General features: G+C 62.7%; 23 protein-coding genes. 8 read left to right on the top strand and 15 right to left on the bottom strand.

Features of this window, described 5'->3' with window-relative positions; all coding sequences use genetic code 11:
• Nucleotides 1-62: 62 nt before the first annotated feature.
• Both L4X63_RS02915 and L4X63_RS02920 read right to left on the bottom strand, forming a co-directional pair.
• The gene (locus tag L4X63_RS02915; RefSeq protein WP_250677087.1) at nt 63-1031 is read right to left on the bottom strand and encodes a DMT family transporter; all 969 of its coding nucleotides are present in this window, start codon (nt 1029-1031) and stop codon (nt 63-65) included.
• Nucleotides 1032-1168: 137 nt separating this feature from the next.
• Entirely contained in the window at nt 1169-2296 is a 1128-nt protein-coding gene (locus tag L4X63_RS02920) for an acyltransferase family protein (RefSeq protein ID WP_250677088.1), read from the bottom strand.
• A 434-nt stretch (nt 2297-2730) separates the two neighbouring features.
• Between L4X63_RS02920 and L4X63_RS02925 the strand changes: the two genes are divergently transcribed.
• A complete protein-coding gene (locus L4X63_RS02925) occupies nt 2731-3942 on the top strand; it encodes a radical SAM protein (RefSeq protein WP_250677089.1) in 1212 nt (403 codons plus the stop codon).
• A 30-nt stretch (nt 3943-3972) separates the two neighbouring features.
• Nucleotides 3973-4395 carry a hypothetical protein gene (locus tag L4X63_RS02930; RefSeq protein WP_250677090.1) on the top strand — a complete coding sequence of 141 codons (423 nt, stop codon included), beginning with the start codon at nt 3973-3975 and terminating at the stop codon, nt 4393-4395.
• 189 nt (nt 4396-4584) lie between these two features.
• Here L4X63_RS02930 and L4X63_RS02935 read toward each other — a convergent pair whose 3' ends face one another.
• From L4X63_RS02935 to L4X63_RS02945, 3 genes are all read right to left on the bottom strand, one after another.
• The gene (locus tag L4X63_RS02935; protein ID WP_250677091.1) at nt 4585-4845 is read right to left on the bottom strand and encodes a hypothetical protein; all 261 of its coding nucleotides are present in this window, start codon (nt 4843-4845) and stop codon (nt 4585-4587) included.
• Between the two features lie 116 nt (nt 4846-4961).
• Nucleotides 4962-5777, bottom strand: a complete 816-nt coding sequence (locus tag L4X63_RS02940) for a hypothetical protein (protein WP_250677092.1) — start codon at nt 5775-5777, stop codon at nt 4962-4964.
• A complete protein-coding gene (locus tag L4X63_RS02945; RefSeq protein ID WP_250677093.1) occupies nt 5770-6351 on the bottom strand; it encodes an HDIG domain-containing metalloprotein in 582 nt (193 codons plus the stop codon). Before L4X63_RS02945 ends, L4X63_RS02940 begins: the two co-directional genes overlap by 8 nt.
• 306 nt (nt 6352-6657) lie before the next feature.
• Between L4X63_RS02945 and L4X63_RS02950 the strand changes: the two genes are divergently transcribed.
• Nucleotides 6658-7599, top strand: a complete 942-nt coding sequence (locus tag L4X63_RS02950; RefSeq protein ID WP_250677094.1) for a DUF1207 domain-containing protein — start codon at nt 6658-6660, stop codon at nt 7597-7599.
• A 79-nt stretch (nt 7600-7678) separates the two neighbouring features.
• Here the strand turns inward: L4X63_RS02950 and L4X63_RS02955 are convergent, their stop codons facing one another.
• From L4X63_RS02955 to L4X63_RS02965, 3 genes are read right to left on the bottom strand one after another with little or no spacing between them, the layout of a single operon-like run.
• Nucleotides 7679-8365: a response regulator transcription factor gene (locus tag L4X63_RS02955; RefSeq protein ID WP_250677095.1), complete on the bottom strand. Its 687-nt coding sequence runs from the start codon at nt 8363-8365 to the stop codon at nt 7679-7681.
• Nucleotides 8362-9513, bottom strand: coding sequence for a sensor histidine kinase (locus tag L4X63_RS02960; RefSeq protein ID WP_250677096.1), 1152 nt, complete (start codon nt 9511-9513; stop codon nt 8362-8364). Before L4X63_RS02960 ends, L4X63_RS02955 begins: the two co-directional genes overlap by 4 nt.
• A 50-nt stretch (nt 9514-9563) precedes the next feature.
• The gene (locus tag L4X63_RS02965; RefSeq protein WP_250677097.1) at nt 9564-10226 is read right to left on the bottom strand and encodes a hypothetical protein; all 663 of its coding nucleotides are present in this window, start codon (nt 10224-10226) and stop codon (nt 9564-9566) included.
• Between the two features lie 294 nt (nt 10227-10520).
• Between L4X63_RS02965 and L4X63_RS02970 the strand changes: the two genes are divergently transcribed.
• Entirely contained in the window at nt 10521-10982 is a 462-nt protein-coding gene (locus tag L4X63_RS02970) for a hypothetical protein (protein ID WP_250677098.1), read from the top strand.
• Here the strand turns inward: L4X63_RS02970 and L4X63_RS02975 are convergent.
• The 4 genes from L4X63_RS02975 to L4X63_RS02990 all read right to left on the bottom strand — a co-directional run bounded on the left by L4X63_RS02975 (nt 10979) and on the right by L4X63_RS02990 (nt 15396).
• Nucleotides 10979-11449 (bottom strand): hypothetical protein, encoded by a 471-nt coding sequence (locus L4X63_RS02975; protein WP_250677099.1) that lies wholly within the window; start codon nt 11447-11449, stop codon nt 10979-10981. The two genes, L4X63_RS02970 and L4X63_RS02975, sit on opposite strands and share 4 nt — an antisense overlap.
• A gap of 85 nt (nt 11450-11534) precedes the next feature.
• A complete protein-coding gene (locus L4X63_RS02980) occupies nt 11535-13202 on the bottom strand; it encodes a response regulator (protein ID WP_250677100.1) in 1668 nt (555 codons plus the stop codon).
• Between the two features lie 73 nt (nt 13203-13275).
• Nucleotides 13276-13638 carry a response regulator gene (locus L4X63_RS02985; protein ID WP_250677101.1) on the bottom strand — a complete coding sequence of 121 codons (363 nt, stop codon included), beginning with the start codon at nt 13636-13638 and terminating at the stop codon, nt 13276-13278.
• A gap of 3 nt (nt 13639-13641) precedes the next feature.
• On the bottom strand, nt 13642-15396 hold the full coding sequence (locus L4X63_RS02990) for an ATP-binding protein (RefSeq protein WP_250677102.1): 1755 nt from the start codon (nt 15394-15396) through the stop codon (nt 13642-13644).
• Between the two features lie 334 nt (nt 15397-15730).
• On the opposite strand from L4X63_RS02990, the gene L4X63_RS02995 reads away from it, so the two are divergent.
• On the top strand, nt 15731-16495 hold the full coding sequence (locus tag L4X63_RS02995; RefSeq protein WP_250677103.1) for a cytochrome C: 765 nt from the start codon (nt 15731-15733) through the stop codon (nt 16493-16495).
• Between the two features lie 91 nt (nt 16496-16586).
• On the opposite strand, the gene L4X63_RS03000 is transcribed toward L4X63_RS02995, so the two are convergent.
• The 3 genes from L4X63_RS03000 to L4X63_RS03010 all read right to left on the bottom strand — a co-directional run bounded on the left by L4X63_RS03000 (nt 16587) and on the right by L4X63_RS03010 (nt 19426).
• Nucleotides 16587-17099: a hypothetical protein gene (locus tag L4X63_RS03000; protein WP_250677104.1), complete on the bottom strand. Its 513-nt coding sequence runs from the start codon at nt 17097-17099 to the stop codon at nt 16587-16589.
• A 120-nt stretch (nt 17100-17219) separates the two neighbouring features.
• A complete protein-coding gene (locus L4X63_RS03005) occupies nt 17220-17630 on the bottom strand; it encodes a response regulator (RefSeq protein WP_250677105.1) in 411 nt (136 codons plus the stop codon).
• A gap of 152 nt (nt 17631-17782) precedes the next feature.
• Nucleotides 17783-19426, bottom strand: coding sequence for a methyl-accepting chemotaxis protein (locus tag L4X63_RS03010; protein WP_250677106.1), 1644 nt, complete (start codon nt 19424-19426; stop codon nt 17783-17785).
• A 552-nt stretch (nt 19427-19978) separates the two neighbouring features.
• Here L4X63_RS03010 and L4X63_RS03015 point away from each other — a divergent pair.
• From L4X63_RS03015 to L4X63_RS03025, 3 genes are all read left to right on the top strand, one after another.
• Nucleotides 19979-20458 carry a 4Fe-4S dicluster domain-containing protein gene (locus L4X63_RS03015; RefSeq protein ID WP_250677107.1) on the top strand — a complete coding sequence of 160 codons (480 nt, stop codon included), beginning with the start codon at nt 19979-19981 and terminating at the stop codon, nt 20456-20458.
• A gap of 1 nt (nt 20459) precedes the next feature.
• The gene (locus L4X63_RS03020) at nt 20460-22265 is read left to right on the top strand and encodes an aldehyde ferredoxin oxidoreductase family protein (RefSeq protein WP_250677108.1); all 1806 of its coding nucleotides are present in this window, start codon (nt 20460-20462) and stop codon (nt 22263-22265) included.
• A gap of 77 nt (nt 22266-22342) precedes the next feature.
• On the top strand, nt 22343-23563 hold the full coding sequence (locus L4X63_RS03025) for an NAD(P)/FAD-dependent oxidoreductase (protein ID WP_250677109.1): 1221 nt from the start codon (nt 22343-22345) through the stop codon (nt 23561-23563).

Consider the following 23563-nt stretch of genomic DNA (forward strand, 5'->3'; position numbering starts at 1 on the left):
ATACCGGCGGGCCTTTTTTCGTAGGTTCTTGGCGGAATGTTGGGGATAAGGTCCCCCCCTTGTCACAGGGGGGACAGGGGGGATTTGCCGTCCTCCAGCTCGCTCAAGGGGCAGACATCTTCGGCCACCCGTCCCGCCGTAGAGCCGCGCAGACTGACCAGGGTGATCCCCATGAGGACCAGGATGGCGCCCGCGGCGAAGAAGCCGTCCAGCGGCTCGTGCAAAAGGAGCACGCCGAAGCTCACCCCGAAGAGCGGGGTCATGAAGGAGAACGCGGAAAGCCGCGAGGCGAGGTAGCGCCTGAGGAGCCAGAACCAGGCCAGGTAGCTCGCGAAGGAGACCACGACCGCCTGGAAGAGGAGGCTCCCCCAGGCCGCGCCGGTCATGGCGGCCACACCGAACTGCCCGGTGAGGAGGGCGTAGGTGAGCAGGGCGGTGCAGGCGACCGCCAACTGGTAAAGGAGGGTCTTGGCCGAGGCCGCCTCGGAAAGGGCCGAGCAGCGGATGACCACGGTGGTGGTCCCCCAGGAGGCGCCGGCCAGAATGCCGAAGCAGTCCCCCAAAAGCATCTGCGGGGTGATGCCGCCGTGCAGCAGCCCTCCGGCAAAGGCGGTGACGGTACCGCAGAAGGCGATGCCGATGCCGCCCCACTGGCGCGCGGAGAGCCTTTCGGCGGGAAGCCTCAGGTGGAGCCCCAGCGCGGTGAAGATGGGGGAGGTGTAGAGAAAGACCGCCATGTGGGACGCGGTGGTCAGGGTGAGCCCCTTGGCGACGAAGAGAAACTCGGCGGCGAAGAGGAGCCCGGCCACGAGGCCCGGGGCCAGGGTGCCGTCGGAGAGGGAGAAGCGCTCCTTGCGCGCCACCATGACCGCACCGACCAGCAGGGCGCTCAGCCCCGACCGGAACCCGACCTGCATGAGGGGGGAGAGGTCGTGAGCGACCGCCTTGATGGCAACCTGCTGCAATCCCCAGATCATGCAGAGAAGCAGCATCAACCCAACGCCGAAACCATCCAGATTCTTACGAACCAACCCCTTCCTCCTTGCATCCTCTCACTGCTTTACCCGCCGGGCTTTGCAGCTCCAGGTTTCCGGCCACACCATTCCCGGCCTGCCCCGGCTCACCCACCGCTCTTCGCGCAGATCGTACCGCCGCCTCACCGAGGTTCTTACGATGCCGCCGCCTTTTGCGCATCGAATTCCTCGGTCCGGCTGGCCGTCTGCTGGTACGGGAAGTACCTCTTCAACCGGTTGATCGGCGCCTCGAAGAGATGCCAGGACGCCGCCGCCATCACCACCGTCAGCAGCACGTTGGCCGCAATGGTGGCGCCGGGGGAGAGCTGGATGCCGGCGCGGGTGAGGAGATCCCTGGTGACCAGCGGGGTGAACAGGTGGATTACGTAGAGGCCGTAGCTGATCCTCCCGAGGTAGCGTACCGGGGCGAGGTTGAGGAAGGCACCGGCCAGGCCGGAGTAGCCGCGGGCCGCCTTCCAGACCACGCTGACCGAGATGAGCGCGATCGCCGTGTCGAGGAGGAGGAACGTCGCGGACTGCCCCACGCCGTGGCGCTCCTGGAACAGGATGGAGAGCCCGATCAGCAGGGCCAGCAGGACGCTTCCCGCCGCCCCGGCCACGCGGGTGTAGGCCGAGAGCTTCGCCGCCTCCATCTTCGCGGCAAACGCGATGGCCAGCAGGGCTCCGGCGGCGAGGCAGTCGAAATTGGCCGGCAGGAGATAGATGGTCTGGTCGGAGAGCCCGCTCACCAGGCAGTAGCCGCGGAAAAGGATGGAGAGCGGGATCAGCCCCAGCACCCACCGCCCGAGGCTCTCCTTCGGCACGAAGAAGAGGAGAAACGGCCAGAAGAGGTAGAACTGCTCCTCGACGCACAGAGACCAGAAATGGCAGGCCGCGACGATCTTCCCGATGGCCGCCATGTAGATGTTGCTGGTGTAGGTCAGGTGGTAGGGGAGCGAATCCCCGAGCCGGTGGAGGTAGGCCTGGGTCGCCAGCACGAAATAGTACAGGGGAAAGATCCTCAGGAACCTGCGGGCATAGAACTGCTTGAGGTAGAAGCCGCTGGAGCCGCCGCCGTCGATGGCGGACCTGCATTTGAGGAGGATCCCGGTGATGAGGAAGCCGCTGATGGTAAAGAAGAGCTGGACCCCGGCGTGGCCGTAACCGAAGTACTTGCCGATCCCCACCGGGAGGTAGTGGGAGAAGATGGCGGCGAAGACCGCTATCGTTCTCAGCCCGTCAAGCTGGGGCATGTCCTGGATGGGACGGTTGTTTTTCTCCATGGTCGACCCTTACTGCAAAATGCCAAGGGTTTAACACACCGCGCCCATTCGGGCAAACGATTTTTCCCGGACACCTCCATCCCCCCCCCTTTCAAGGGTCATCGGGGATACTGGGGATAAAAGGTCCCCCCCTTTGAAAAAGGGGGGACAGGGGGGATTTGTGACGTTGGCAGCAGGGAAAATCCCCCTAAGTCCCCCTTTTCCAAAGGGGGACTTGAGCTTCCCCGAAATTTCCCGATGAACCTTTTTCGAGGGTGGCCTTGTTCCCATCCGGCGCACCACGCCCCGTCTCTTTTCCCTCCTGAAGCCCGCCTTGACAGTGCGGCCTCCCGCGATATCGTTAAAAGGTTTTAATTTTACAATTTCCGATCCCCTCGGCGTGGAGCAGGTCCAGCGAGGTGCAATGGCAATAATTTCAACATGGAGGGATGAGCATGACTACCGGCAACGCTGCACTGGCGAAATTCTTTCACTCTGTTTCCAACGTTTCCATGCTGCTGACTGACCGCTGCAACCTGAGGTGCTCGTACTGCTTCATCGACTGCACCCCCGCCAACGATTCAACGATGCCGCTTGAGACGGCAAAACAGATCGCCCATCTCCTCATCGAGAACTCCGGCTACCCGCAGGTCGCTCTCCACCTTTACGGCGGCGAGCCGCTGCTCATGGACGACTCCTGGATCGCCGATTTCGTCGCCTACGCAAGAGCGCTGGGCGAAAAGCACGGCAAGGAGGTGATCTTCCCCCTGAGCACCAACGGCACCCTTTTGGACGAGGAGCGCCTGGTCAGGCTGCACGAGATGGGGATCGGCTTCTCGCTCAGCTGCGACGGCCCGCCCGCGCTCCACAACGCATGCCGCGAACGGGGCGAGCAGCTTCACGAGTTGCTGCAGAGCGCCAAGAAGCGGGGCATTCCGGTCGGGGTGGTGGTCACCATCAACCGGCACAACGCCGGGAGGATGGGTGAGGTGATGGAGTACCTCCGGGAGCAGGGGGTTGCGGGAATGATCTCGAACTTCGTGGTTGCCCAGGGGCGCGGCGATGCCGAGCAGCTCTCCGCCGAGCAGATGTTCACGAGCACCGTGGACGAGATCGGCCACATGCTGAAGAGCGGGATGTCGGTGGACGACATGAGGGTCGGGAGAATGGCCTACCAGTACCTTGCCGCGACCGGCAACCGCAACGGTTCGCAGCCACAGTGGAACCGCTCCTGCGATTCGGCCGCCGACAAGATCGGCATAGATGGCGAGGGAAACATCTTCGTCTGCGGAGGAACCAGGAACAAAGAGTACCTCCTCGGACGCCTGGACGAGATCGACGAGAAACACGTACAGAGGTTGCGCGACAACTTCCCGAAGAAAGGGACCTGGTACATACGCTGCTTTGACTGCGCGGCCAATCGCTTCTGCACGCATGGCTGTCCCATCTCCTGCGACCTTTCCGAGAGCTTCCGGGACAACCACTGCCGGTTCACCAAGCTCATGTGGAACTACTTCAACGAGCAGCCGGATACGGCGCGCAGGGTTCACGAGATGACCATGCAAAAGATGCAACAGCAGATGAAGCCCCACCCTACCGGCAATGCCGGCGAGCGATGCTGTCGGGAAGCCGGAGCAAAAGGAGGTGACCAAGGCGGTACGGCGTGACGAGACTCAACAACGAAAAAGGAGGATGACATGATCGCAAGAGGATTAGACGGTACCTTCTACGAGATCCCCGATGACATGGCCGACCAGTACAAAGTTCCTCCCGAAGAGGTCCAGGCCAAGATGGGACAGTGCTGCGGCGGGATGGCCAACACACAGATGGGCGGCATGGGGCAGGAAATGATGGGAGGCGGTGGCAGTCCGCAAGGGGTGGTCATCAACGTCATGAACCCCACGGCGGTCCAGAACCCGATGATGGGGGGGATGCCGCAGGGTGGCCAACAGCAGCAGGGGGGCCAGTCGTTTCTCCAGGGAGCCCAGGAAGGGGCCCAGGCCGCCGGAGCCCAAGCCTCCTGCTACAGCTGCTACAGTTGCTACAGCTGCTATAGCTGCTACTGCTACCATTGCTACTGCTACCGCACCTGCTATAGCTGCTACGTCCAGCCGGTGTAGCTACATTCTAAAGATTCCCCTCCCCACTTGAGGGGGAGGGTCAGGGTGGGGGGGGAGGCCGGCTTCGGCACTCCGTGGCAACCTCCCCCACCCCCTCACCCCCTCCCTCAAGGGGAGGGGGAATGGAATAGAAAAGGGCCAACTGTCACCAGTTGGCCCTTCTTACTGCCGGTAGTGGAGCACCCACCGTTATTTCTTGTAATTCTCCGCCAGGTACTTCACCAGGGTCTTTTTCTCCTCGGCATTCAGCTTGGCGCCCTTCTTCATCATGTTGGAGACGATTCCGTCCCACTGGGCGGGGGTCCTCTTCAGGACCTTCGCCTTGGAAGAGGGATGGCAGACGGCGCAACGGCTTTCCAAAAGGCTCTGCCCGTTGGAGAACACTCCCCCCAGGGCAGCTCCGGACACCATAAGGCTCAGGGCAACAGTAGTAACAGCAACTTTCTTCACACTTCCTCCTTGGGCAGGCATACAGCCTGCTGTTCATGCTATCTCACCGGAAAGTAATAGCACAAAACTTGTCCTATTCAAGAAGGGTGGGAAATTACTTCTATCCGCTGCCGCTGTCACCACCTCACTGACAGTCCAACCTCCGGCCCTTTGAGAGTGACGTTCTCGCTCATAAACCACCGGTAGCCGAGCTTCAACGAACAGGGCCCCGCCCCCATCAGCACGGCCATATCGTAGTCCTCGATGGTATTTCCGTTCAGGTCCGACCAGCTCGGCCGGAACTCCAGCCCGAAGTTCGGGGAGGGATGAATGAGGACCGGCATGGTGAAGGAAAAGCCGCTGGTGGTCTGCTTCCCGTCGAGCACCAGCGCGCCGAAGCCGAGATCGGTCTCGAAGTGGGAGCCGAACGACATCCGGTACAGCGCGTGCACCTGGGTCTGGGACATGGTGTCAGAGGTGGGTCCCTCCCAGTAGGACGTGTGCCGCACCTGTGCCGCGACCGGCCCGTAGCCGACCTGGGCTAAGACATCGAGGGCGTCGACATGGTGCTCGACCGGCTGGTAGGCGAGATCGACGCGCAGGATCGGGATGAGCGCGCTGCCGATGGGGCGCGGCTCGGGAGGGCTGACGTTCCCGTGCGTTTCAGGAGCAGTGCCGGTCGCGCGATACCAGCTTTCCATGCCGCCGTAGACGAAGCCCCCCAACAAGACCGCCACGATGGCCTCCGCCACCTCGCTCCCGTCGCTGTCACTGCTGGAGCTGCTGGAGTCGTCATCGTGGTGGCCGTGCTTGTGGCGGCTTGATTGCTCCGTCTGATCGTCCTTGGTGGCGTCCTTCTCGAAATCCCCCAAGACCCCGGCGAAGGCGGTCTGGGCGAGGAGGAAAAAAGCGGCCGCCAGCGAAACGGCCCGGGACACTCTCGATTTAAGCACCCGGATTCCCCTTCAGCCCGATGGCCTCCGCCTGGGTCCTCATCCCCTCGATGCAATCCTCGATCAGCTCGGCGAGCTCCATCCCGAGCATGGCGGCCCCCTTCTCGATGACCGAGCGGTCGGCTCCGGCGGCGAACGCCTTGTCCTTCCATTTTTTCGTCACGCTCTTCACCGGGAGATCGAGCACGCTCTTGGAGGGACGCACCAGGGCGGCCGCAGCCACGAGGCCGGTCAGCTCGTCGATGGTATAGAGGACCTTCTCCGCCGCGGTGAGCGGCTCGACATCGCTGCAGATCCCCCATCCGTGGGAAACCACCGCGCGGATCATCTCCTCCGGCCACCCGTGTTCCCGCAGGATCGCCGGGGCCTTTTTGCAGTGCTCCTCCGGATAGCGCTCGTAATCGATATCGTGGACCAGGCCGATGAGGCCCCATGTCTCCTCATCCTCGCCCCGTTTGCGGGCCATGTAACGCATCACCGCCTCGACGGCCAGCGCGTGACGCTGCAAGTTGTCGCTCGGCACATATTCGGTCAGCAGTTTCCATGCTTCTTCTCGAACCGGTGTGGCTGACATAGTTGCTCCTTTTGGTGGATGGTCTTCTGTTACAGACAGGGCCTTATTCATACATCCAACGAGCCAACTTTGCAAGATCACCTTCTCTTTGCAGTCATGACTGTGGCGTTGACAGTGCAGAAACTTCCGGTATTGAAAGAGCCGCTATTGAATACTTTAAAATTCCTGACACACTGAATGTGTCGATATCACCGGCGTCCCCGGCACTATCCTCTTGCTGCTCCAACCGGCTACCCCTCCGTGCCGGATGCCCGCGACCTGGCGCCATGGCAGCTCGTTGCACCGAACCCGGTGTGGAGGGGAATCTTGACCCGGCCTCTCGCAGTCATCTGCTTCTGCCTTCTTTCCTGCCTCGCAACCGGCCAGGGTGCGAGCGCCGCGGACGATCCCGGGCGAGGGGAAACCTCCGCCGGCGGCCCGGCCTCCGGCCAAGAGCCCTGGCAGGGCCCCACCTTTTCCTGCGGGGACGGCTGCCTCGGCCACTTCTTCCCGGGAGGAAGCCCCTACCCGCCGCACCTGGCCGACCCGCACCGCCCGGGCTTCGGCATGGAGCACCTGTCCTACACCAAGACCGCCATCCCCGATGCCAGCGCCGAGAGGCTCAACGTGAAGGTGGGAGGGATCTTCGGGCTGGTCGGCATCTCCTCCTCCGAACATAGCGGCCGGCTGCTGCAGCTCGGCTTCATCGGCGCCTATGACGGCCTCTACGACGTCCGCAAACAACTCGACGCCATCGGCTGGGATGGGGATTACGGCCTGGAGCTGAGCGGCAGGTGGTCGCAGGCCCTCGGCGGGATGCTGAGCCTGCACCACCGCTCGAGCCACCTCGGCGACGAATACATCCAGCGGACCGGGCGCAAGAGGATCGGCTATACCAGGGAGGAGATCTCCGGCGGCGTCAGCGTCGCCCCCTTCGAGGGATGGCACCTCTACGGCGAGGCGGGGTGGGGAGCGTGGCTGGGGAATCGCTCGGTCATGAAGCCGTGGCGGCTGGAGGGAGGGGTGGAGTGCCAGAGCCCGCAGAAATACCTCGGGAACCGGGTCGGCTACTACGCGGCCTTCGACACCACCTCGATGGAAGAGCGGGACTGGAGGGGGGACCTCGCGCTGCAGGCGGGACTCTACATGCGCTCCTTCGGCCGCCTGTGGCGGCTGGGGGGCGGGTTCTACCACGGCAGGCCCACGGTGGACGAATTCTTCACCGCCACCGAGGAGTACCTCAACGTGGGGTTCTGGATGGAGTGGTGACCGGGAGCTCCCGGAGGATTCTGGAAGAAGTAGCGACCGGGAGCTACCGGAGGATTCCGGATGGAGTGGTAAAAGGGAGCTACGGGAGGAAGCGGTAGCCGGTACCCCAGATGGTCTCGATGTAGACCGGCTCCACCGGATCGGCCTCAATCTTCTTGCGGATCTTGTGGATATGGACGGCGATGGTCGCGGTGTCGCCGTAGTACTCGTTTCCCCAGACCGCATCCAAAAGTCTTTCCTTGGTGAAGACGATGTTGGGATGGGAGGCGAGGAAGACGAGGATCTCGTACTCCTTGGTGGTGAGCTGCACCTCCTTGCCGTTCACCAGCACCTGATGCGACGCCGTGTTGATCTCCAGCCCCTTGTTGAGGATGACCTCCTGTCCCGGCGCGTTCCCCTTGAGCCGTTCGTACCGCTTCAGGTGCGACTTGATCCGCGCCACGAACTCGGCCGGGCTGAACGGCTTCGTGAGGTAGTCGTCCGCCCCAATGTCGAGCCCCCTGATCTTGTCGATGTCCTCGTTCTTGGCGGAGACCACGATGACCGGGATCTCCTGGTTCTTCCGGATCTCCCGGATGATGTCGTACCCCCCCACCCCGGGAAGCATGAGGTCCACCACCACGATGTCGTAGCGCCCGGAGGTGGCGAGCTTGAGCCCGGCCCCACCCTCCTGGACGATGTCGGTGTGGTAGCCGTTCAGTTGCAGGTAATCCCGCTCCAGCTCGGCGATATCGAGATCGTCCTCGATCAAGAGCACCTTTTTCATCTATTCTCCTCCGCCCCCTGGCACTGGGGGAGCTGCACGGTGAAGCAGGTCCCCTCCCCCACCGAGCTCGCCACCGAGATTTCCCCGCCGTGCGCCTGGATCAACTCCCTGGTGATGGCGAGCCCCAGCCCCGTGCTCTCGAAATTCTTGCGGCGCTCGTGATCGATCCGGTAGAAGCGGTCGAAGATGAGCGGCAGCTGGTCCTCGGCGATCCCCGGGCCGTTGTCCTTGATGTCGATGGCGATCCGGCCGCCGCTATGGTAGAGCGCCACCTCGAGCGTCAGCCCCTGCTCCGGCCCGTGCCCGACCGCGTTTCTCACGATGTTGTTGATCGCCTGGTACATGCGTTTGCCGTCCATCCTGAGGGAGGGCTCGCCGGTCAGCCGGTCGGCGAAGGCAAGGGTGATCTGCCGCGGCTCCAGCTCGAGGCGGTAATCCTCCATGAGATCGGCCAGGTAGCGCCGGATCGGGACCTCCTCCAGCTTGAGCTCCAGCTTCTGCATGTCGAGCTTGGAGAAGAGGAAGAGGTCGTCCACCAGGTGGTTCAGGTAGGAGACGTTGTGGTGGATGGTCTTCAGGTAGCGCTCCCGCTTTTCGGGATCCACATCGCGCTCGAGGAGCATCTCGATGTACCCCTGCACCGAGGTGATCGGGGTCTTCAGGTCGTGGGAGATGTTGGCCACCAGGCTCTTGCGGTTCTCCTCGTACTCGGCCTGGACCTGTTCGGACAACAACAGCTGGTACGCCATGTCGTTGAAGGAGGCGGTCAAAAGCCCCAGGTCGTTGGGAACGTTGCACTCCACCCGGACGTCGTAGTTCCCCCGGGCGATCTCCTCCACCCCGCGCCGCAGCTCCTGGATCGGGAAGATGATCCGCTTCTCCAGCCGCATCAGGAAGATGAAGACCGCGATTTCCTTGATGGCGATCAGTGCCGCGAAGAAGATCCCGACCGCCTTGATGCCCGCCCACCGGAAGAGCAGCACCAGGATGACCAGGTTGAAGAGGAGCACCACCGGCCGGGCGTAGCGGAAGATGCGGTGGTAGCGCAGGAATTCGTGGTGGTGGTGATGCAGATGGCTGCGCAACCTCGAGAACCGGTCGCAGCAGGCATCCTCCCGGCGTCTGCTCCAGGTGTCGTCGTAATTCATCTCTTCTCCAGCAGGCGCAGGAGCCTTCATAGCCCCTGCGCCCCTTTCCGTTACCAGGCGAAAGCCACTTCGCCGCTTGCCGTTACCTCGTGTACACCCTCGTCCCGGCCGCTCATGCTGCCGTCGAGGCCGACCACGATCTTCTCGATCTTCCGCTCACGGTCGACCTCCACCGTGACCTGCCCGTGGACCGCTTCCACCTGGCAGCCGGCCAGGCTCCCGTGGTGGCAGCAGTGCTCCGCCTTGTGGCGCAGCTTCTCCAAGAGCCCGGCTTTCAGCTCCTCGGGAAGCGCGTCCAGGTTCAGGGTGAGGCGCGCCCCGCCGTCTTCGCGCTCCTCCGCCTCGATCCCGTTGAGAATCCCGAAAGCGGCGGAGAGTTTGCCGAAGACGCCGCGCACCCCGCAGCAGCGATCCCCCTCCCCCTTGCCGTGGAACATCCGGCGCAGCATCCCCGGGCCGTGTCCGTGTCCGTGTCCGCAGCAGCCGGAGAGCTCGAACTCGGTGGTGCTCTCGCGCTTCACGTGGCGGCCGTCGAGGTTGAGCTCCGCCGACACGGTGGTCTTGGCCTGGCCGGTGGTGGCCTTCTCGAACTCGTTACGCAGGGTGAAGACCTCGTCCTGGTCCTTGCGGACCCTGACTCCCAAGACTCCGGCGATCTTATCGGACTTCTTCATGGTGGTGGCGATGTCGTACAGCAGCTTGATCTTGTTCATGCAGCATCCTCCTTGGTTGTGATGCTGCTACTGTACGAAACCATTTTTAACTGGTCCTGAAGGAGTTCTTAAATTTCTATAAAGATCGCTAAAACTTTTATAAACTCCTCCCTTTGAGGATGGGATCCCGGGAAAGTGTAGCGCGCATCGTGCTCCCGGCACAATACCATTCACTATGCCGCCGCTCTTTTGTACTCAACCCGCGTAATCTATTGCCACGGCTCAATGGATATGTTATGGGATTTTTAATTTCAATCGAAGTACGGGGAGGATGCTTTGCGGGATCTACAGGTAGTGACCAGACTCTTTGCCGTCCTTATCTTTACCACGGTCCTTTCCGGCTGTTCCATTTACTATGCGGCAACCGCGCCCGCACCGGTCCAGCTCCAGAACGTCCGGGTCGGCGCCCACCGCGATAGCGTGGTCGGCACCCTCGGCGTACCGGTGGTGACCGAGAAACGCAACAGCGACCGGGTCGACGTCTACGAGTTCGTCAACGGCTCCCCTTCCGAAAGCAAGGTCCGCATCCTCGTCTACATCGCGGGAGACCTCTTCACCCTCGGCCTGACCGAACTCGCCTTCTGGCCTTTGGAGCTCGCCGCCGGGCAAGGGACCCAGGGGAGAGCCATCGTCTCCTACGGCACCGACGATCTCGCCAACGCGGTGATGCTCACCCGCAGGGACGGGGCGCCCTGGGAAACCGCGCCGCCCCGCGCCGCCAGCCCCACCGAAGCGATGGTGGTACCGAGCTACTAAGGTGCCGGGGGTGACGGCGGCTGCTTCTGCGGCGGCTTGCACAGATTGCCGAGCTTCGTGAAAAGCGCGAACAGCTTTTTGGAACCTTCCCGGTTCGCCGCCCCGATCACCACCGTACTCACCTCGCGGTTGAAGGTCCCCGTCATGGGGAACTTGCCGTTAAAACTCAACACGATGAAGCTGGAATAGTCTTCGCCTTCCCGCGAGTCGTTGATGTCGAGCTTGGCAAAGTCGATGTTGTCGTATTTGTAGGTGTACTCGTTACCGACCACCGTTCCGGACACGCTGTATCTCATCACGCAGTTGTGGAACTCGATGTAACCGTAACTTTCCTCTCTGAAGGTCGAGGTGTTGCTCCCCATCAGATCGACGATCTCCCTGGTCAGCTGGTCGATGGACGGTTCGCTCGCCCCCTGGCAGGCAGCTGGCATGGCCAGCAAAAGCCAGCCGAGCGCCATCGTCAGCAATGCCGCCCCCCTTGCCCGCCCGGAGTGCCCTCCCCGCCAGACTGACGGCCGCCCCCGCCACAAGATCTTCCTACCGCTCGAACATTCAAGATATGTCATGGTCAAGTACCTCCCGAACCTTAAGGGCCAGCTCCGTCGGAGTCGACGGTTTGGTGATCATCGCCGCCTCCGCCATCGCCAGGTCGCTGCAGGCATCCTGCGCATACCCGGTGATGAAGAGGATCTTGGCGTCCGTTTTGATGTTCCTGATGGCGACCGCGGCGTCGCGCCCGCTTTTCTTCGGCATGACCATGTCCATCACCACCAGGTCGATCTCGTCCTTCTTCTCGCGGAACTTCCGCACGACGTCTATACCGTCCACGGCCAGGTACACCTTGTACCCCATCCCGGAAAGGAAGAGGTCGAGGTATTCCCGGATCGCCGCCTCGTTGTCCACGACCAGGATCGTCTCGCTCCCCCCCGGCGGGAGGGCCTGCGAAGATTCCGGGGAGGCGGCCAGCGGAACGGTTTCCACCAGGGGGAACAGTACGTGGAACACCGTCCCGCGTCCCGGCTCGCTGAGGACCCGGATGTGCCCGTTGTGCTGCTTGACGATGCCGTAGACGATCGACAGCCCGAGCCCGGTCCCGCTGCAGCTCTCCTTGGTGGTGAAAAACGGCTCGAAGATCTGCTGGCAGGTGGCAGCGTCCATCCCGACGCCGGTGTCGGTGACCGAGAGCAGGGCATAGCGCCCCGGGGCGCCCACGCCGTGGAGACGGGTGTAGGCCTCGTCGATTTCGATTTCCGAGGTCTCGATGGAAAGGGTCCCGCCGTCGGGCATGGCGTCCCTCGCGTTGGCCGCCAGGTTCATGAGCACCTGCTCGATGTGCCCCTTGTCGGCCAGGATCATGAGCGGCTGCGAGGTGGTGGAGATGGAGAGGGTGACGTCCTCGCCGATCACCCGGCGCAGGAATACCTCCACCCCCTTCAGGGTCCGGTTGAAATCCTGGTTCTGCAGCTTGGGGGTGGTCTTTCTGCTGAAGGTGAGGAGGCTGTCGGCGAGGCTGCGCGCCCGCTCCCCCGCCGCCAGGATTACCTCCAGCTTCTCGCGCACCCCCTCGCCGATATCCTTCGACATCCTGAGGATGCCGCCGTAGCCGAGGATGACAGTCAGAATGTTGTTGAAATCGTGGGCGATCCCGGCCGAGAAGCGGCCGACCGCCTCCATCTTCTGGGCCTGGCGCAGCTGCCCTTCCAGCCGCTGCTGTTCCTCCATCCTCTGGTGCAGCTCACGGTTGGCCTGCTCCAGATCGGCCATCTTCTTTTCCAGCTTGCGAAAGAGCGCCTCGTTGTACTGCTTGTCGAGCCCCGCCTCGTTGCGCCCCACCGCTTCCCGGCCGTTCGGGTGCCCCGCCATGGTCTCCCGGATGCAGGCCATCAGCAGCGCGGGTTCCATCGGCTTGATCAGGAAGCGGTCGGCCCCCATCCCCAGGGCGAGCTCCTCGTCTTTCTTCCCGGTGAAGGTGGCCGTGTAGAAGATGAAGGGGATCGCCTTTAGCCGCTCGTCGGCACGCCACTCCCGGCAGAGGGCGTATCCGTCCATCACCGGCATCAGGATGTCGCTGACGACGAGATCGGGAGGAGCCTGCCGGGCGAACTCCAGTGCCTGGGCGCCGTTGACGGCGGAAGTGACCTCGAATCCGTTCCCCTTGAGGAGCACCTCGAGTAAATAGAGGTTCTCCTCGACGTCGTCCACAATCAGTACCCGCTGCATGGCATCCTCCCCGGCACCGTTTCCCCTACCGGTCCGGCTCCGTTTCGTGACCGGCCTCCCCCATCGCCCCCGGCTACAGGTGCTGCTCGATCTGCTTCATGAAGGTGTCCGGGTTGATCGGCTTTTCGATGTATCCCGAGCAGCCGGCACCGAGCGCCTTCTCGCGGTCGCCCGCCATGGCGTACGAGGTGACGGCCACGATGGGGACCCGGGCCAGCGCCGCATTGCTCCGCAGGATGCGGGCGACGGCGTAGCCGTCCATGCGCGGCAGCTGGATGTCGAGCAGGATCAGGTCGGGAGCGCTCTTCACCGCAAGATCGATCCCCTGCGGCCCGTCGGTGGCCGAAAGAACCTGGTAGCCGTGCTTTTCCAGGATGAACTTGACGAGGTAGAGGTTCTGCTCGTTGTCCTCGATGTACAGGATCTTCTTGGGCATCCGTCACGTCCTTTCAGCCGGCAAGAGGAAGCTGAACGTGCTCCCCTCTCCCTGGCGGCTTTCCACCTGTATGCTCCCCCCCATCAGCTCCACCAGCCGCTTGCTGATGGAAAGGCCGAGCCCGGTCCCCTCATACTTCCGGCTGAGCCCGGTGTCCACCTGGTGGAAAGGCTGGAAAAGCCGCTCCATCTGCTCGGGGGAGATACCGATCCCGGTATCGGTCACGCTGGTGACGCAGAAGTCCCCTTCCCTGCCGCAGCGGACCGAGATCCCCCCCTGTTCGGTGAACTTGATGGCGTTACTCAGGAGGTTCAGGAGGATCTGCTCCACCCGGCGGACGTCCGCGGTCAGCGGGGGGAGCTCCCCCACCTCCACCGAGAGCTCAAGCCCCTTCTTCTCGGCCAGCGGCCGTACCGTCTGCACCACCTTCCGGATCGATTCCTCCAGGGCAAGCGGCTCCCGGTCCACCTGCAGCTCGCCGGCCTCGATCTTGGAGATGTCGAGGATGTCGCTGATCAGGGAGAGGAGGTGCTCGGCGCTCTTACGCACCATCACGAGCTGCTTTCCCTGCTCCCCGTTGACCGGCCCGCTCAGCCCCTGCTGCAGGATGCCGGTGAAGCCGATGATCGAGTTGAGCGGGGTGCGGAGCTCGTGGGACATGGTGGCGAGAAAGGCCGACTTCGACCGGTCCGCCGCCTCGGCGCGCTCCTTGGCGTCGGCCAGGTCCTCCAGCGTCGCCTGCAGCCGCTCGTTGGTCTCCTTGAGGGTCTGGGTCCGCTCCTCGACCCGGCGCTCCATCTCCTGGTTCACCTGCTTGAGCTCCGCCGTGCGGGCCTGCACCTGGTGCTTCAGGACGAAGCTTCCGGCGAGGCTCGCGATGAGGGCGCCTCCGAGCAGCAGGGCGGCGACCTGGAGCCAAATCGGCAGCTGGAAATGCACCTCCTCCGAGGTCCACTTCTTCATGGCCTGGTAGTAGGGAGAGTGCGGCTCCTGCTTCTCCTTGGCGAGGTGGCGGTCGATGGCCGCCAGGAGGCCGGGCGGGGCGTTTTTGGGGGCCGCGAAGAAGAAGGGGTCCGGGTCGAACATGATGGGGGTATCTTCCAGCCCCGCCTTGCGCGCGAACATGAGCCCGTAGAAGCGGTTGGTCAGCCCGGCGTCGGCCTTCCCTGCGGCCACCATGGCGAACTCGGTCTTGTAGTCCGGGACCGGGATGAGGGTGAAGTTCAGCCCGAAACTCTTGGTGATCCGGGTGAAGGTCTCCAGCTGGACGGTCTTCTCCAGGGCCGCGATCCTCTTCCCGTTGAGGTCCAGTATGGTCTGGATGCCGCTCCCCTTGCGGGCGTAGACCTGGGACCAGACCGTGAGGACCGGGATCTTGTGGAAGGCGTAGAGCCCCTCGCGCTCGGTCGTGTACGCCACGTCCGGCATCAGGTCGATCTCCCCCTTGGCGAGGCGATCCAGGCCTTGGGCCCAGGTTCCCGGGAGGTACCGCAGCGACCACCCCTCGGACCTGGCGATATCTTCGAGGATGTCGACGAAGATGCCGGACGGCTTGCCGGATTCGGAGGTGAATATCTTGGGAGGGTTTTCGTACACCCCTACCTTGACAACGCGATGGGCGGCGAGAGCGTCAGGGGCGGCGTTACCGGCAGAGATCGAAGCAAAGAGTATAACAAATACTAACAGGGATAGACGACGGAGGGGAGCGTGCCGTTGCAGAAGGGGAAGACTCTTGAAGAAGTTGGAGTCGAACAACACGCGGAACCTCTTTTCCGGGCGTTTGCAACCAAAGCCCAGGGTTGAGACAGTAACCAGCGATGCCGATACAGCGTCAACTACTCATTCTTAACCGTTAGTAACATGTCAAGAAGCATTTTGCGAGCAGTAATTCTACCGTACCCCTTCGCTATGTCACGAGATCCCAACTAAAGCACCAGCCGCCACTCATTATCTACCTGAATTTATTAGTCAGATTTTGCCGCATAAAAATCACTATTGCACATCAATTATCACCTATGTTATACAACTCGCCAATCTTGGGCAGCATTTGCATTTCACAGTGATATTTAATTCAGGCAGTGACGCATCGATCATGGCAGTAACCGTACGCACAAACAGCACCCGCTTCTATCTCCGCACCATTCTCCTGGCAGCATCCATCGTCTCGAACCTCTTGCCCGGTGCCGGAGGCCCTGCCTTCGCCGGCCAGGCCCCCGGCACCGGGACGGTCGGGTCGGTGCATGACATGAACACCTTCGCTTTCGTCTTCAACGATTCGATGGGAAGGGTATGCGCCTTTTGCCATGTCCCCCACCACGCCAACTCCGAGGCGGGGACCCTTTGGGCGAAGCCGCTTGACCAGCAGGCGTCCGGCCTCCGCCCCTACACCTGGACCGCCCCGGAGAATCTCAGGATCAGCCAGGAACTGGATCCCTTGGTCGGGCCGAGCAGGCTCTGCATGACCTGCCACGACGGCGCCATCGCCATCGACCCGCACGGCACCAAGATGCCCGCGGAAAAAACCATCTCCACCGACCTCAACATCACCCACCCGATCGGCTTCAGCTACGACGAGGCGGTGACCGCCAGGGGGAGCAACGAGCTCGCCGACAAGAACGAACAGTACGCCACCGCGGTAACTCCCAGCGAAACTCCCGGGGTCTACAACCAGGTCACCCGGGAGGCGAAGATCCGCATCGTGGACCTGCTCTATCAGGGGGAGATCCTCACCTGCGTCAGCTGCCACGACGTCCACAACAAGAACAACGTCTCCCCCGACCCCGGCCACAACTACAACTTCCTGCTCTGGGCCAAGGAAGAAAACTCCCTCATCTGCCTGAGTTGCCACAAGAAGTAGCCTGCACCCTTTCGGCGGCGGCAAAATAAAAAGGCCCGCCGGCTTTGAGCCGGTGGGCCTTTCTTCGTTGGTTTCGTGGCGCTCTTCTGCCCTAATCTTCCATCAGGCTCTTCTTCTCGGCCAGGTCGATCTCCTTGATCCCCGGGAGATAGCTTTTGAGGTCGATGACGACGTGGGAGCGATCGGCATTCCAGACGGTGCCGTTCTCGAAGCGGACGGCGTCCACCCAGACGAAGGAGGAGCCGTACTTCTTGAAGAAGGAGGCGTAGGGAGCCTCGTCGGTGAACTTGATCTTGTTCTTCTCCCCAACCTTGGCGTCTTCCAGCGAGTAGCCGACGAAGCTTCCGACCAGCTCGTTGTAGTCGTTGCACTCGACGAACCCGAACCGGGCCGACAGGACCTTCTGCTTCGAGACGTTCTGGTATTTCACCAGGTGCCTGATCCTGGGCTTGCTGTCCTTGGTGTCGAAATCGTTTTCGTAGAGGAAAATCTCGAGAGGGGCGTCGGGCTGCAGGACCGCGACCGCCTTTTCGGCGTGGGCCAAGCCGTGACCGAAGATCACCAGCGAGAGGGAGACGACGAGGGCACGGAACACTTTGTTCATGGAGACTCCATCGAAAAAGTAATCATAACACGGCACGGCAACTGACTACGGCAGCCGGAACATAGAACAAATATCCGTTCCCGTCAAGGAGGGGGAGTATCTGCTCCCTGCTCATCCTTTCTACCCGAGGTATCTATCGATCGTTTCCTGGATCTGCGACCGGTTGAACGGTTTGCAGATATAGCCGTTCGCCCCGCAGAGCTCGACCGACATCTCTATCTGTTCCGGCTGGTTCGAGGCGGAAACCATGACGATGGGAACGGGATGCTCCACCTTCATGCGGGTCTCATGCTCGCGGATGCAGCGTACCGCCTGGTTGCCGTTCAAAAGGCCGAACATGTTTACGTCCATCAGGATCAGGTCGTAGGGCCACTTGTCCATGAGCGCGCTGGCGTGCAGGGAGATGGCTTCCTCCCCCCTTTCCGCGCAGTCCACGTGCCCCTTTCCCGAGACGAGCTGTGACAACAGGGCCCGTGCAATCTCCTGGTCATCCACCACCATGATCCGCTTTATCTTATGCGTACTGTCCATTTTCCCTCCGCGCGGCTAGATTGCCCGCCTTGCCTTACCATCGGCAATCCGGCAAATAACTTGAACCGCCTCCCGCAGAAAGAGAAAACCCGCCCGGTTACGACGGACAGCATTCCCTCCGCGAGCGGGGCCCGGGAGGGGATTCGCGGGGATCAGGCGAGGCGGAACTGGCGCACGAGATCGTGGAGGTCGTTGGCCAGGCCGGCCAGCTCGCCGGCGGCGTTGGCGGACTGGTGGGCACCGCGTGAGGTACCCTGGACGATCTCGGTGATCTGCTGGATGTTGTTGGTGATCTCGCAGGTGGTGGCGGTCTGCTCCTCGGCAGCGGTAGCGATCTGGTTCACCTGGAGGGTCACGTCGCCGATCTGCTGGAGGATCGCCCTGAGCGCCTCCCCCGACCTGGCCGCCTCGGCGGTCCCCAGCTCCACTTCCCGCACTCCGGTCTCCATGGCGGCCACCGCACTCCTGGTCTCGGACTGGATGGACTTGATCATCTCGGATATCTCGCGGGTGGCGCGGGTGGTACGCTCGGCCAGAGCCCGCACCTCGTCGGCCACCACCGCAAATCCGCGCCCCTGCTCCCCGGCACGCGCCGCCTCGATAGCGGCGTTCAGGGCGAGGAGGTTGGTCTGGTCGGCGATGTCCTCGATGGTCCCGATGATCTCCCCGATCTGGTCGCTGCGGGCTCCCAGCCCGGCCACCGTCTGGGCGGAGGCGGTTACCTGTCCCGCGATGGATCCCATTACCTCGACGGTCTTTTCGACCACCGACACCCCCGCCATGGCGGCATCGTTGGCCTGCTCGCTCCCCGACGCCGCGTGGTGGCAGCTCTGGGCGATCCCCGACGAGGTGGCCATCATCTCTTCGCTGGCCGTCGCCACGGTGCTGGTGTTGAAAGCGACCTCCTCGGCCCCCGTGGCGATCTTTTCCGACACGGTGTTGAGCTCGTTGGCGGCAGCGGTTACCCTTTCGCTGCTCACGACCACCTTACCCAGGGTACCGAGGAGCTTCTCGGTCATCATGTTGACCTCGGCCGCCAGCATCCCCATTTCGTCCCGGCTGCAGACCGACGAGCGGGCCGTGAGATCTCCCGCCGCGACCTCGGCCAGCGTGTTGTACACCATCTGCAGGGGCCGCACGATGGAACTGGTAATGAGGAAGCCGATGCCCGCCATGAAGAGGCTAGCAGCCACGCTCACCGCGATCAGGATCGCCACCGACTTCCTGTATCCTGCCAGGTCGTGCTGGTAGCTCTCCGCCGCCTCGGCCACGTTGAGGCTCACGAGATCGTCGATCGCCTTGGCCGGTTTCACATGGAGCGGCGCCACGGTACCGACGGCAAAATTCACCGCGTCGGCCCTCCCCTGGGGGTTGCCGATGCTCGCCACCGACATCTGCTCCAGCCGGTCCCCCTTTTCGACGTACGCCTCGTACCCCTCGCGGAACGCATCTACGAGCGCCTTCTCCTTCGGCTCCAGGTCGTATTTCTGGAAGGCCGCCAGCCCGTCCTTGATACGCCCCTTGCGGAGCACGATATCCTGGGATTTCTCCGCGGCCGTTTGCCGGTCGTTGAGCGACAGGAGATAGACGAGGTCGAGGCGTATACCCTGCAGGTCGTTTTTGAGATTGTTCAGGAGCGAGACGTGGGTGACCGCGGTGCTGATATCCTCTTCGTCTTTCGCCATTTTCCCCATCTTGGAGAGCCCCACCCAGACGACGAGGGCGAGGGTCAAAACGGCAATGGAGACCAGCGTCATCAACTTACCCTTAACCTTTAAATCGGCCCAAAATTGCATCTTTCCTCCCTGCGACTGCGGAACGATTGTTTTAATGAAGCCCCTTATCGGCCCACTCAGGGAAAAACTTGAAAGCTATTCTCCAATGCCGGAAACCGCGGGAGAAATCCCTTACGGCCGACCCGGCGGAACGCACCATGATGCAGCGTTGCCCAGCCGGGACCTGGTCTACCGGCAGCACGATCTTCCTCCCCTCGGGGTTCCCGGAAAAAGGCAAGCTCCCTCCTTGTCAAAGGGGACTTCCAATCGTCCCCTGTTAGCAGGTCCCCCCCTTTGACAAGGGGGACTTACCATAGCTGAAGATCGTCTTTTCCCCGTTCATCCCATTTGCTGTCATTGCAAAGCACCACTTAATCAAAACATTCATTTTTTTGGGTTGACCATGCTCGAAAACATGGATAATTATACGAGCTCCAACCTGACCGTATCCCGCCACAATCAATCAGTACAGGAAGTGTTGTCATAGGCTGCCGCTTGATACAGTCGTACATTCACCTGTTCCCCATCCTCTCCGATTGCCTTCAGGGGACATTCACTCAGGGAGGTCGCACCATGCAGAAGTTGATTCGCATCGAACCGTCAAAGTGTATCGGATGCAAATCCTGCGAGATGGCCTGCTCGTTCAGGCACCGCGGGGAGTTCGCACCCAGCAAGTCGCGCATCGTCAACGAAGTCTTCATGGAGGAGGCCCAGTTCATCACGGTCACCTGCATGCAGTGCAACGACCCGTGGTGCCTGAAAGCCTGCCCGAAAGGGGCGATCTCCAAGGACCTCACCTCCGGCATCGTCGAGGTGGACGAGCTCAAATGCGTCGGCTGCCGGACCTGCGTAAGCGCCTGCCCGTTCGGGATGATCAAGTACCTCGACGAGTCCGGAAAGGCAGACAAGTGCAACCTCTGCGGCACCGATTTTCCCGAGTGCGTGACCTTCTGCCCGACCCACTGCCTGAAGTACTCCGAGGAGGACCTCCCGCTGAGGGAAAAGGTGTTGCGATTCGCCAGAACCATGAAAGACGGCCAAGGGGAGGTGTGAGATGGGAAACGGCTGGCACGGTAAACTGCTGCGGGTGAATCTGACCGCCAAGAGCTGCACGACTGAACCTCTCAACATGGAATGGGCCGCGGCCTTTGTCGGCGGGCGGGGCCTGGCATCCAGGTACCTCGTCAACGAGATCGACCCCGCGGTGGATCCGTTGAGCTCCGCCAACAAGCTCATCCTAGCCACCGGCCCCCTTACCGGGACCTACGGGGCCGCCAACGGCCGCTACATGGTGGTGACCAAGTCGCCGCTGACCGGGACCATCGCCTGCTCCAACTCCGGCGGCTATTTCCCGTGCGAACTGAAATACGCAGGCTACGACCTGGTGATCATCGAGGGGAAGGCCGATCGGCCCCTCTACCTGAAGATCCACAACCAGCAGGCCGAGCTTGCCGACGCCTCCCATCTCTGGGGCAAGACCACCGGCGAGACCGAGGACCTCATCCGCGCCGAGTTCCACGGAGACGCCAAGGTCGCGAGCATCGGCCCGGCCGGGGAGCAGATGGTCCGCTTCGCCTGCATCGTGAACGACAAGCACCGGGCGGCCGGCCGGAGCGGCGTCGGTGCGGTGATGGGGAGCAAGAACCTCAAAGCCGTGGCCGTGCGGGGGACCGGAGGGGTCGCCGCCGCCAACAAGGAGGCCTTCCGCGATACCGCCCGCGAGACGCTGAAGCTTTTGCGCGAGCACCCGGTGACCGCCGAGGGGCTTCCCGCCCTGGGGACCGCCATCCTCGTCAACATCATCAACCAAAGCGGGGCCCTGCCGACCCGCAACTCCCAATGCGGAACCTTCGAGGCGGCCGAGGAGATCTCCGGGGAGCGCCTGGTCCAGACCTTCCTCAAGCGCAACAAAGGGTGCATGGGGTGCGTGATCGCCTGCGGGCGGGTGACCAGGCTCGCGGACCCGCGCTTCAGCGGGAGCGGCGAAGGTCCCGAATACGAATCCCTCTGGTCCCTGGGAGCCGCCTGCGGCGTCTCCGACCTGGCCGCCATCGTCAAGGCCAATTACCTCTGCGACGAGTACGGGATGGATACCATCACCATGGGCTCCACCGTGGCGTGCGCGATGGAATTGTACGAGCGGGGGATCCTCACCGAGGCCGAGGCCGGCATGCCGCTGAAATTCGGCGACGGCAACGCCGTGGTGAAGCTCGTGGAAATGACCGGCAAGGGAGAGGGATTCGGCTGTCAGGCGGGGCTCGGCTCCTACCGCCTGGCGGAAAAGTACGGTGCGCCGGAGCTGTCGATGAGTGTCAAGAAGCAGGAATTCCCCGCCTACGACGGGAGGGCGATCCAGGGGATGGGGCTCGAGTACGCGACCAGCAACCGCGGCGGGTGCCACGTGCGCGGCTACCTGGTCTCCCCCGAGATCCTCGGCGTTCCCGAAAAGCTCGATCCGCAGGTCATCGAGGGGAAGGCAGCCTGGGCCAAGGCGTTCCAGGATGTGACCGCCGTGGTCGACTCCGCCGGCGTCTGTCTCTTCACCACCTTCGGCATCGGCATTCCGCAGGTGACCAAGCTGATCAACGCCGCGACCGGAAGCGCCTTCAGCGAGGAGGAGATGATGGTGGCCGGTGACCGGATCTACAACCTGGAGCGGCTTTTCAACCTGAAAGCCGGGATCGACCCGTCCCAGGACACCCTGCCGAAGCGCATTCTGGGCGAGCCGCTCCCCGACGGCCCGATGAAAGGGAGCGTGTCGCGCCTGCCGGAAATGCTCCCCGAGTACTATGCCGCCCGCGGCTGGGACCCCAAAGGCATCCCGACCCCGGAAAAGACCAGCTCCCTCGGCCTAGCCTAAGTCCGTCCCAACGTTCCCCCCTTTGCGAAGGGGGGACAGGGGGGATTTCGTCTGTCCGAGGCTCCTCCGGAGGAATCATGCCGCACTTCGATATCGTCATCATCGGCAACAGCGCCGCCGGTCTGCAGGCGATCCGCACCATCCGCCGCCACTGCCGCCGGACCACCATCGCCCTGATCGACCGCGAGGACTCCCCCGCCTACTCCCGGGTCCTCACCCCCTACTTCATCGGCGGCAAAACCGGCAGGGACAACCTCTTCATCGTGGACGGCTCCTTCTACCGGGAGATGGGAGTCGCCACCTTCTTCGGTCAAGCCGCGGCGGCACTCGACCCCGAGCGCGGCGAGGTCCGGCTGGACAACGGGGAGACCCTCCATTTCGGATCCCTCCTCCTGGCGCTGGGAAGCGAGGCCCGCCCGTTCAGTCCCGGGCTCAAGCGGGTCAGCACCCTGAGGCACATGGCCGACGCCGACAAACTGGAAGGGCTCCTCAAACCGGCCGCCTGCGTTACCGCCTTGGGGGCGGGGCTCGTGAGCGTCCCGGTACTCTCCCACCTATCCCCCGATGTCGAGCGGCACCTGATCGTCAGTTCCGGCCGGATCTTCAGCCGACTCCTCGACGCCGAATCGGCAGCCATCCTGGAGGAGCATTTCACCGCCGCAGGGGTCCACCTTCACAAGCGAAACGACATCGTGGAGGTGAGCGAAGGCGACCGGCTTCACCTCACCCTCGCCTCCGGGGAAAAGCTCGCCACCGACGCCCTCGTGGTGGGGAAGGGAGTGATCCCCAACACCACCCTGGCCCGCCAGGCGGGGCTTATCGTAAAGGACGGCATCGTGGTGGACGAGCATTGCCGCACGTCGTATCCGGCCATTTATGCCGCCGGAGATGCGGCCGAAGGAAAGGATTTCGTCACCGGGGAGACCACGGTCCAGGGAAACTGGATCACCGCGGTCGAGCAGGGGGAAGTGGCGGCCCTGAACATGCTGGGGCTCGACCGGCTTTACGAGGGGAGCATGAAGAACAACATCACCGAGGTCTTCGGCATCGACGTAGCCGTGGTCGGCTACTGCTCCGACGACGCGCCGCGGACCGTGACGCACGGCTCGGGCGCCTCCCGCCGCTTCCGCAAGCTGTTCCTCAACGAGAAGGATCGCATCATCGGCGCGGTGGTGATCGGCGAGACCAACGATTCGGGACTCTACTACCAGATGGTACGCGCGAGGTCCCCCTTCCCCGGCAAGCAGCTGCTGCACGGGGATAACCGCTACGGCGCGTTCATGCTGCAGATCGCCTAG

The organism is Geomonas sp. Red32, from assembly GCF_023652955.1.
Lineage (GTDB): Bacteria > Desulfobacterota > Desulfuromonadia > Geobacterales > Geobacteraceae > Geomonas.

Bases quoted from the DNA above. Each gene is read 5' to 3' on its own strand.
- L4X63_RS02920 (WP_250677088.1), bottom strand. From the start codon at position 2,296: ATGGAGAAAAACAACCGTCCCATCCAGGACATGCCCCAGCTTGACGGG.
- L4X63_RS02925 (WP_250677089.1), top strand. From the start codon at position 2,731: ATGACTACCGGCAACGCTGCACTGGCGAAATTCTTTCACTCTGTTTCC.
- L4X63_RS02930 (WP_250677090.1), top strand. From the start codon at position 3,973: ATGATCGCAAGAGGATTAGACGGTACCTTCTACGAGATCCCCGATGAC.
- L4X63_RS02945 (WP_250677093.1), bottom strand. From the start codon at position 6,351: ATGTCAGCCACACCGGTTCGAGAAGAAGCATGGAAACTGCTGACCGAA.
- L4X63_RS02955 (WP_250677095.1), bottom strand. From the start codon at position 8,365: ATGAAAAAGGTGCTCTTGATCGAGGACGATCTCGATATCGCCGAGCTG.
- L4X63_RS02960 (WP_250677096.1), bottom strand. From the start codon at position 9,513: ATGAATTACGACGACACCTGGAGCAGACGCCGGGAGGATGCCTGCTGC.
- L4X63_RS02965 (WP_250677097.1), bottom strand. From the start codon at position 10,226: ATGAACAAGATCAAGCTGCTGTACGACATCGCCACCACCATGAAGAAG.
- L4X63_RS02980 (WP_250677100.1), bottom strand. From the start codon at position 13,202: ATGCAGCGGGTACTGATTGTGGACGACGTCGAGGAGAACCTCTATTTA.
- L4X63_RS02985 (WP_250677101.1), bottom strand. From the start codon at position 13,638: ATGCCCAAGAAGATCCTGTACATCGAGGACAACGAGCAGAACCTCTAC.
- L4X63_RS02995 (WP_250677103.1), top strand. From the start codon at position 15,731: ATGGCAGTAACCGTACGCACAAACAGCACCCGCTTCTATCTCCGCACC.
- L4X63_RS03000 (WP_250677104.1), bottom strand. From the start codon at position 17,099: ATGAACAAAGTGTTCCGTGCCCTCGTCGTCTCCCTCTCGCTGGTGATC.
- L4X63_RS03005 (WP_250677105.1), bottom strand. From the start codon at position 17,630: ATGGACAGTACGCATAAGATAAAGCGGATCATGGTGGTGGATGACCAG.
- L4X63_RS03010 (WP_250677106.1), bottom strand. From the start codon at position 19,426: ATGCAATTTTGGGCCGATTTAAAGGTTAAGGGTAAGTTGATGACGCTG.
- L4X63_RS03015 (WP_250677107.1), top strand. From the start codon at position 19,979: ATGCAGAAGTTGATTCGCATCGAACCGTCAAAGTGTATCGGATGCAAA.
- L4X63_RS03020 (WP_250677108.1), top strand. From the start codon at position 20,460: ATGGGAAACGGCTGGCACGGTAAACTGCTGCGGGTGAATCTGACCGCC.
- L4X63_RS03025 (WP_250677109.1), top strand. From the start codon at position 22,343: ATGCCGCACTTCGATATCGTCATCATCGGCAACAGCGCCGCCGGTCTG.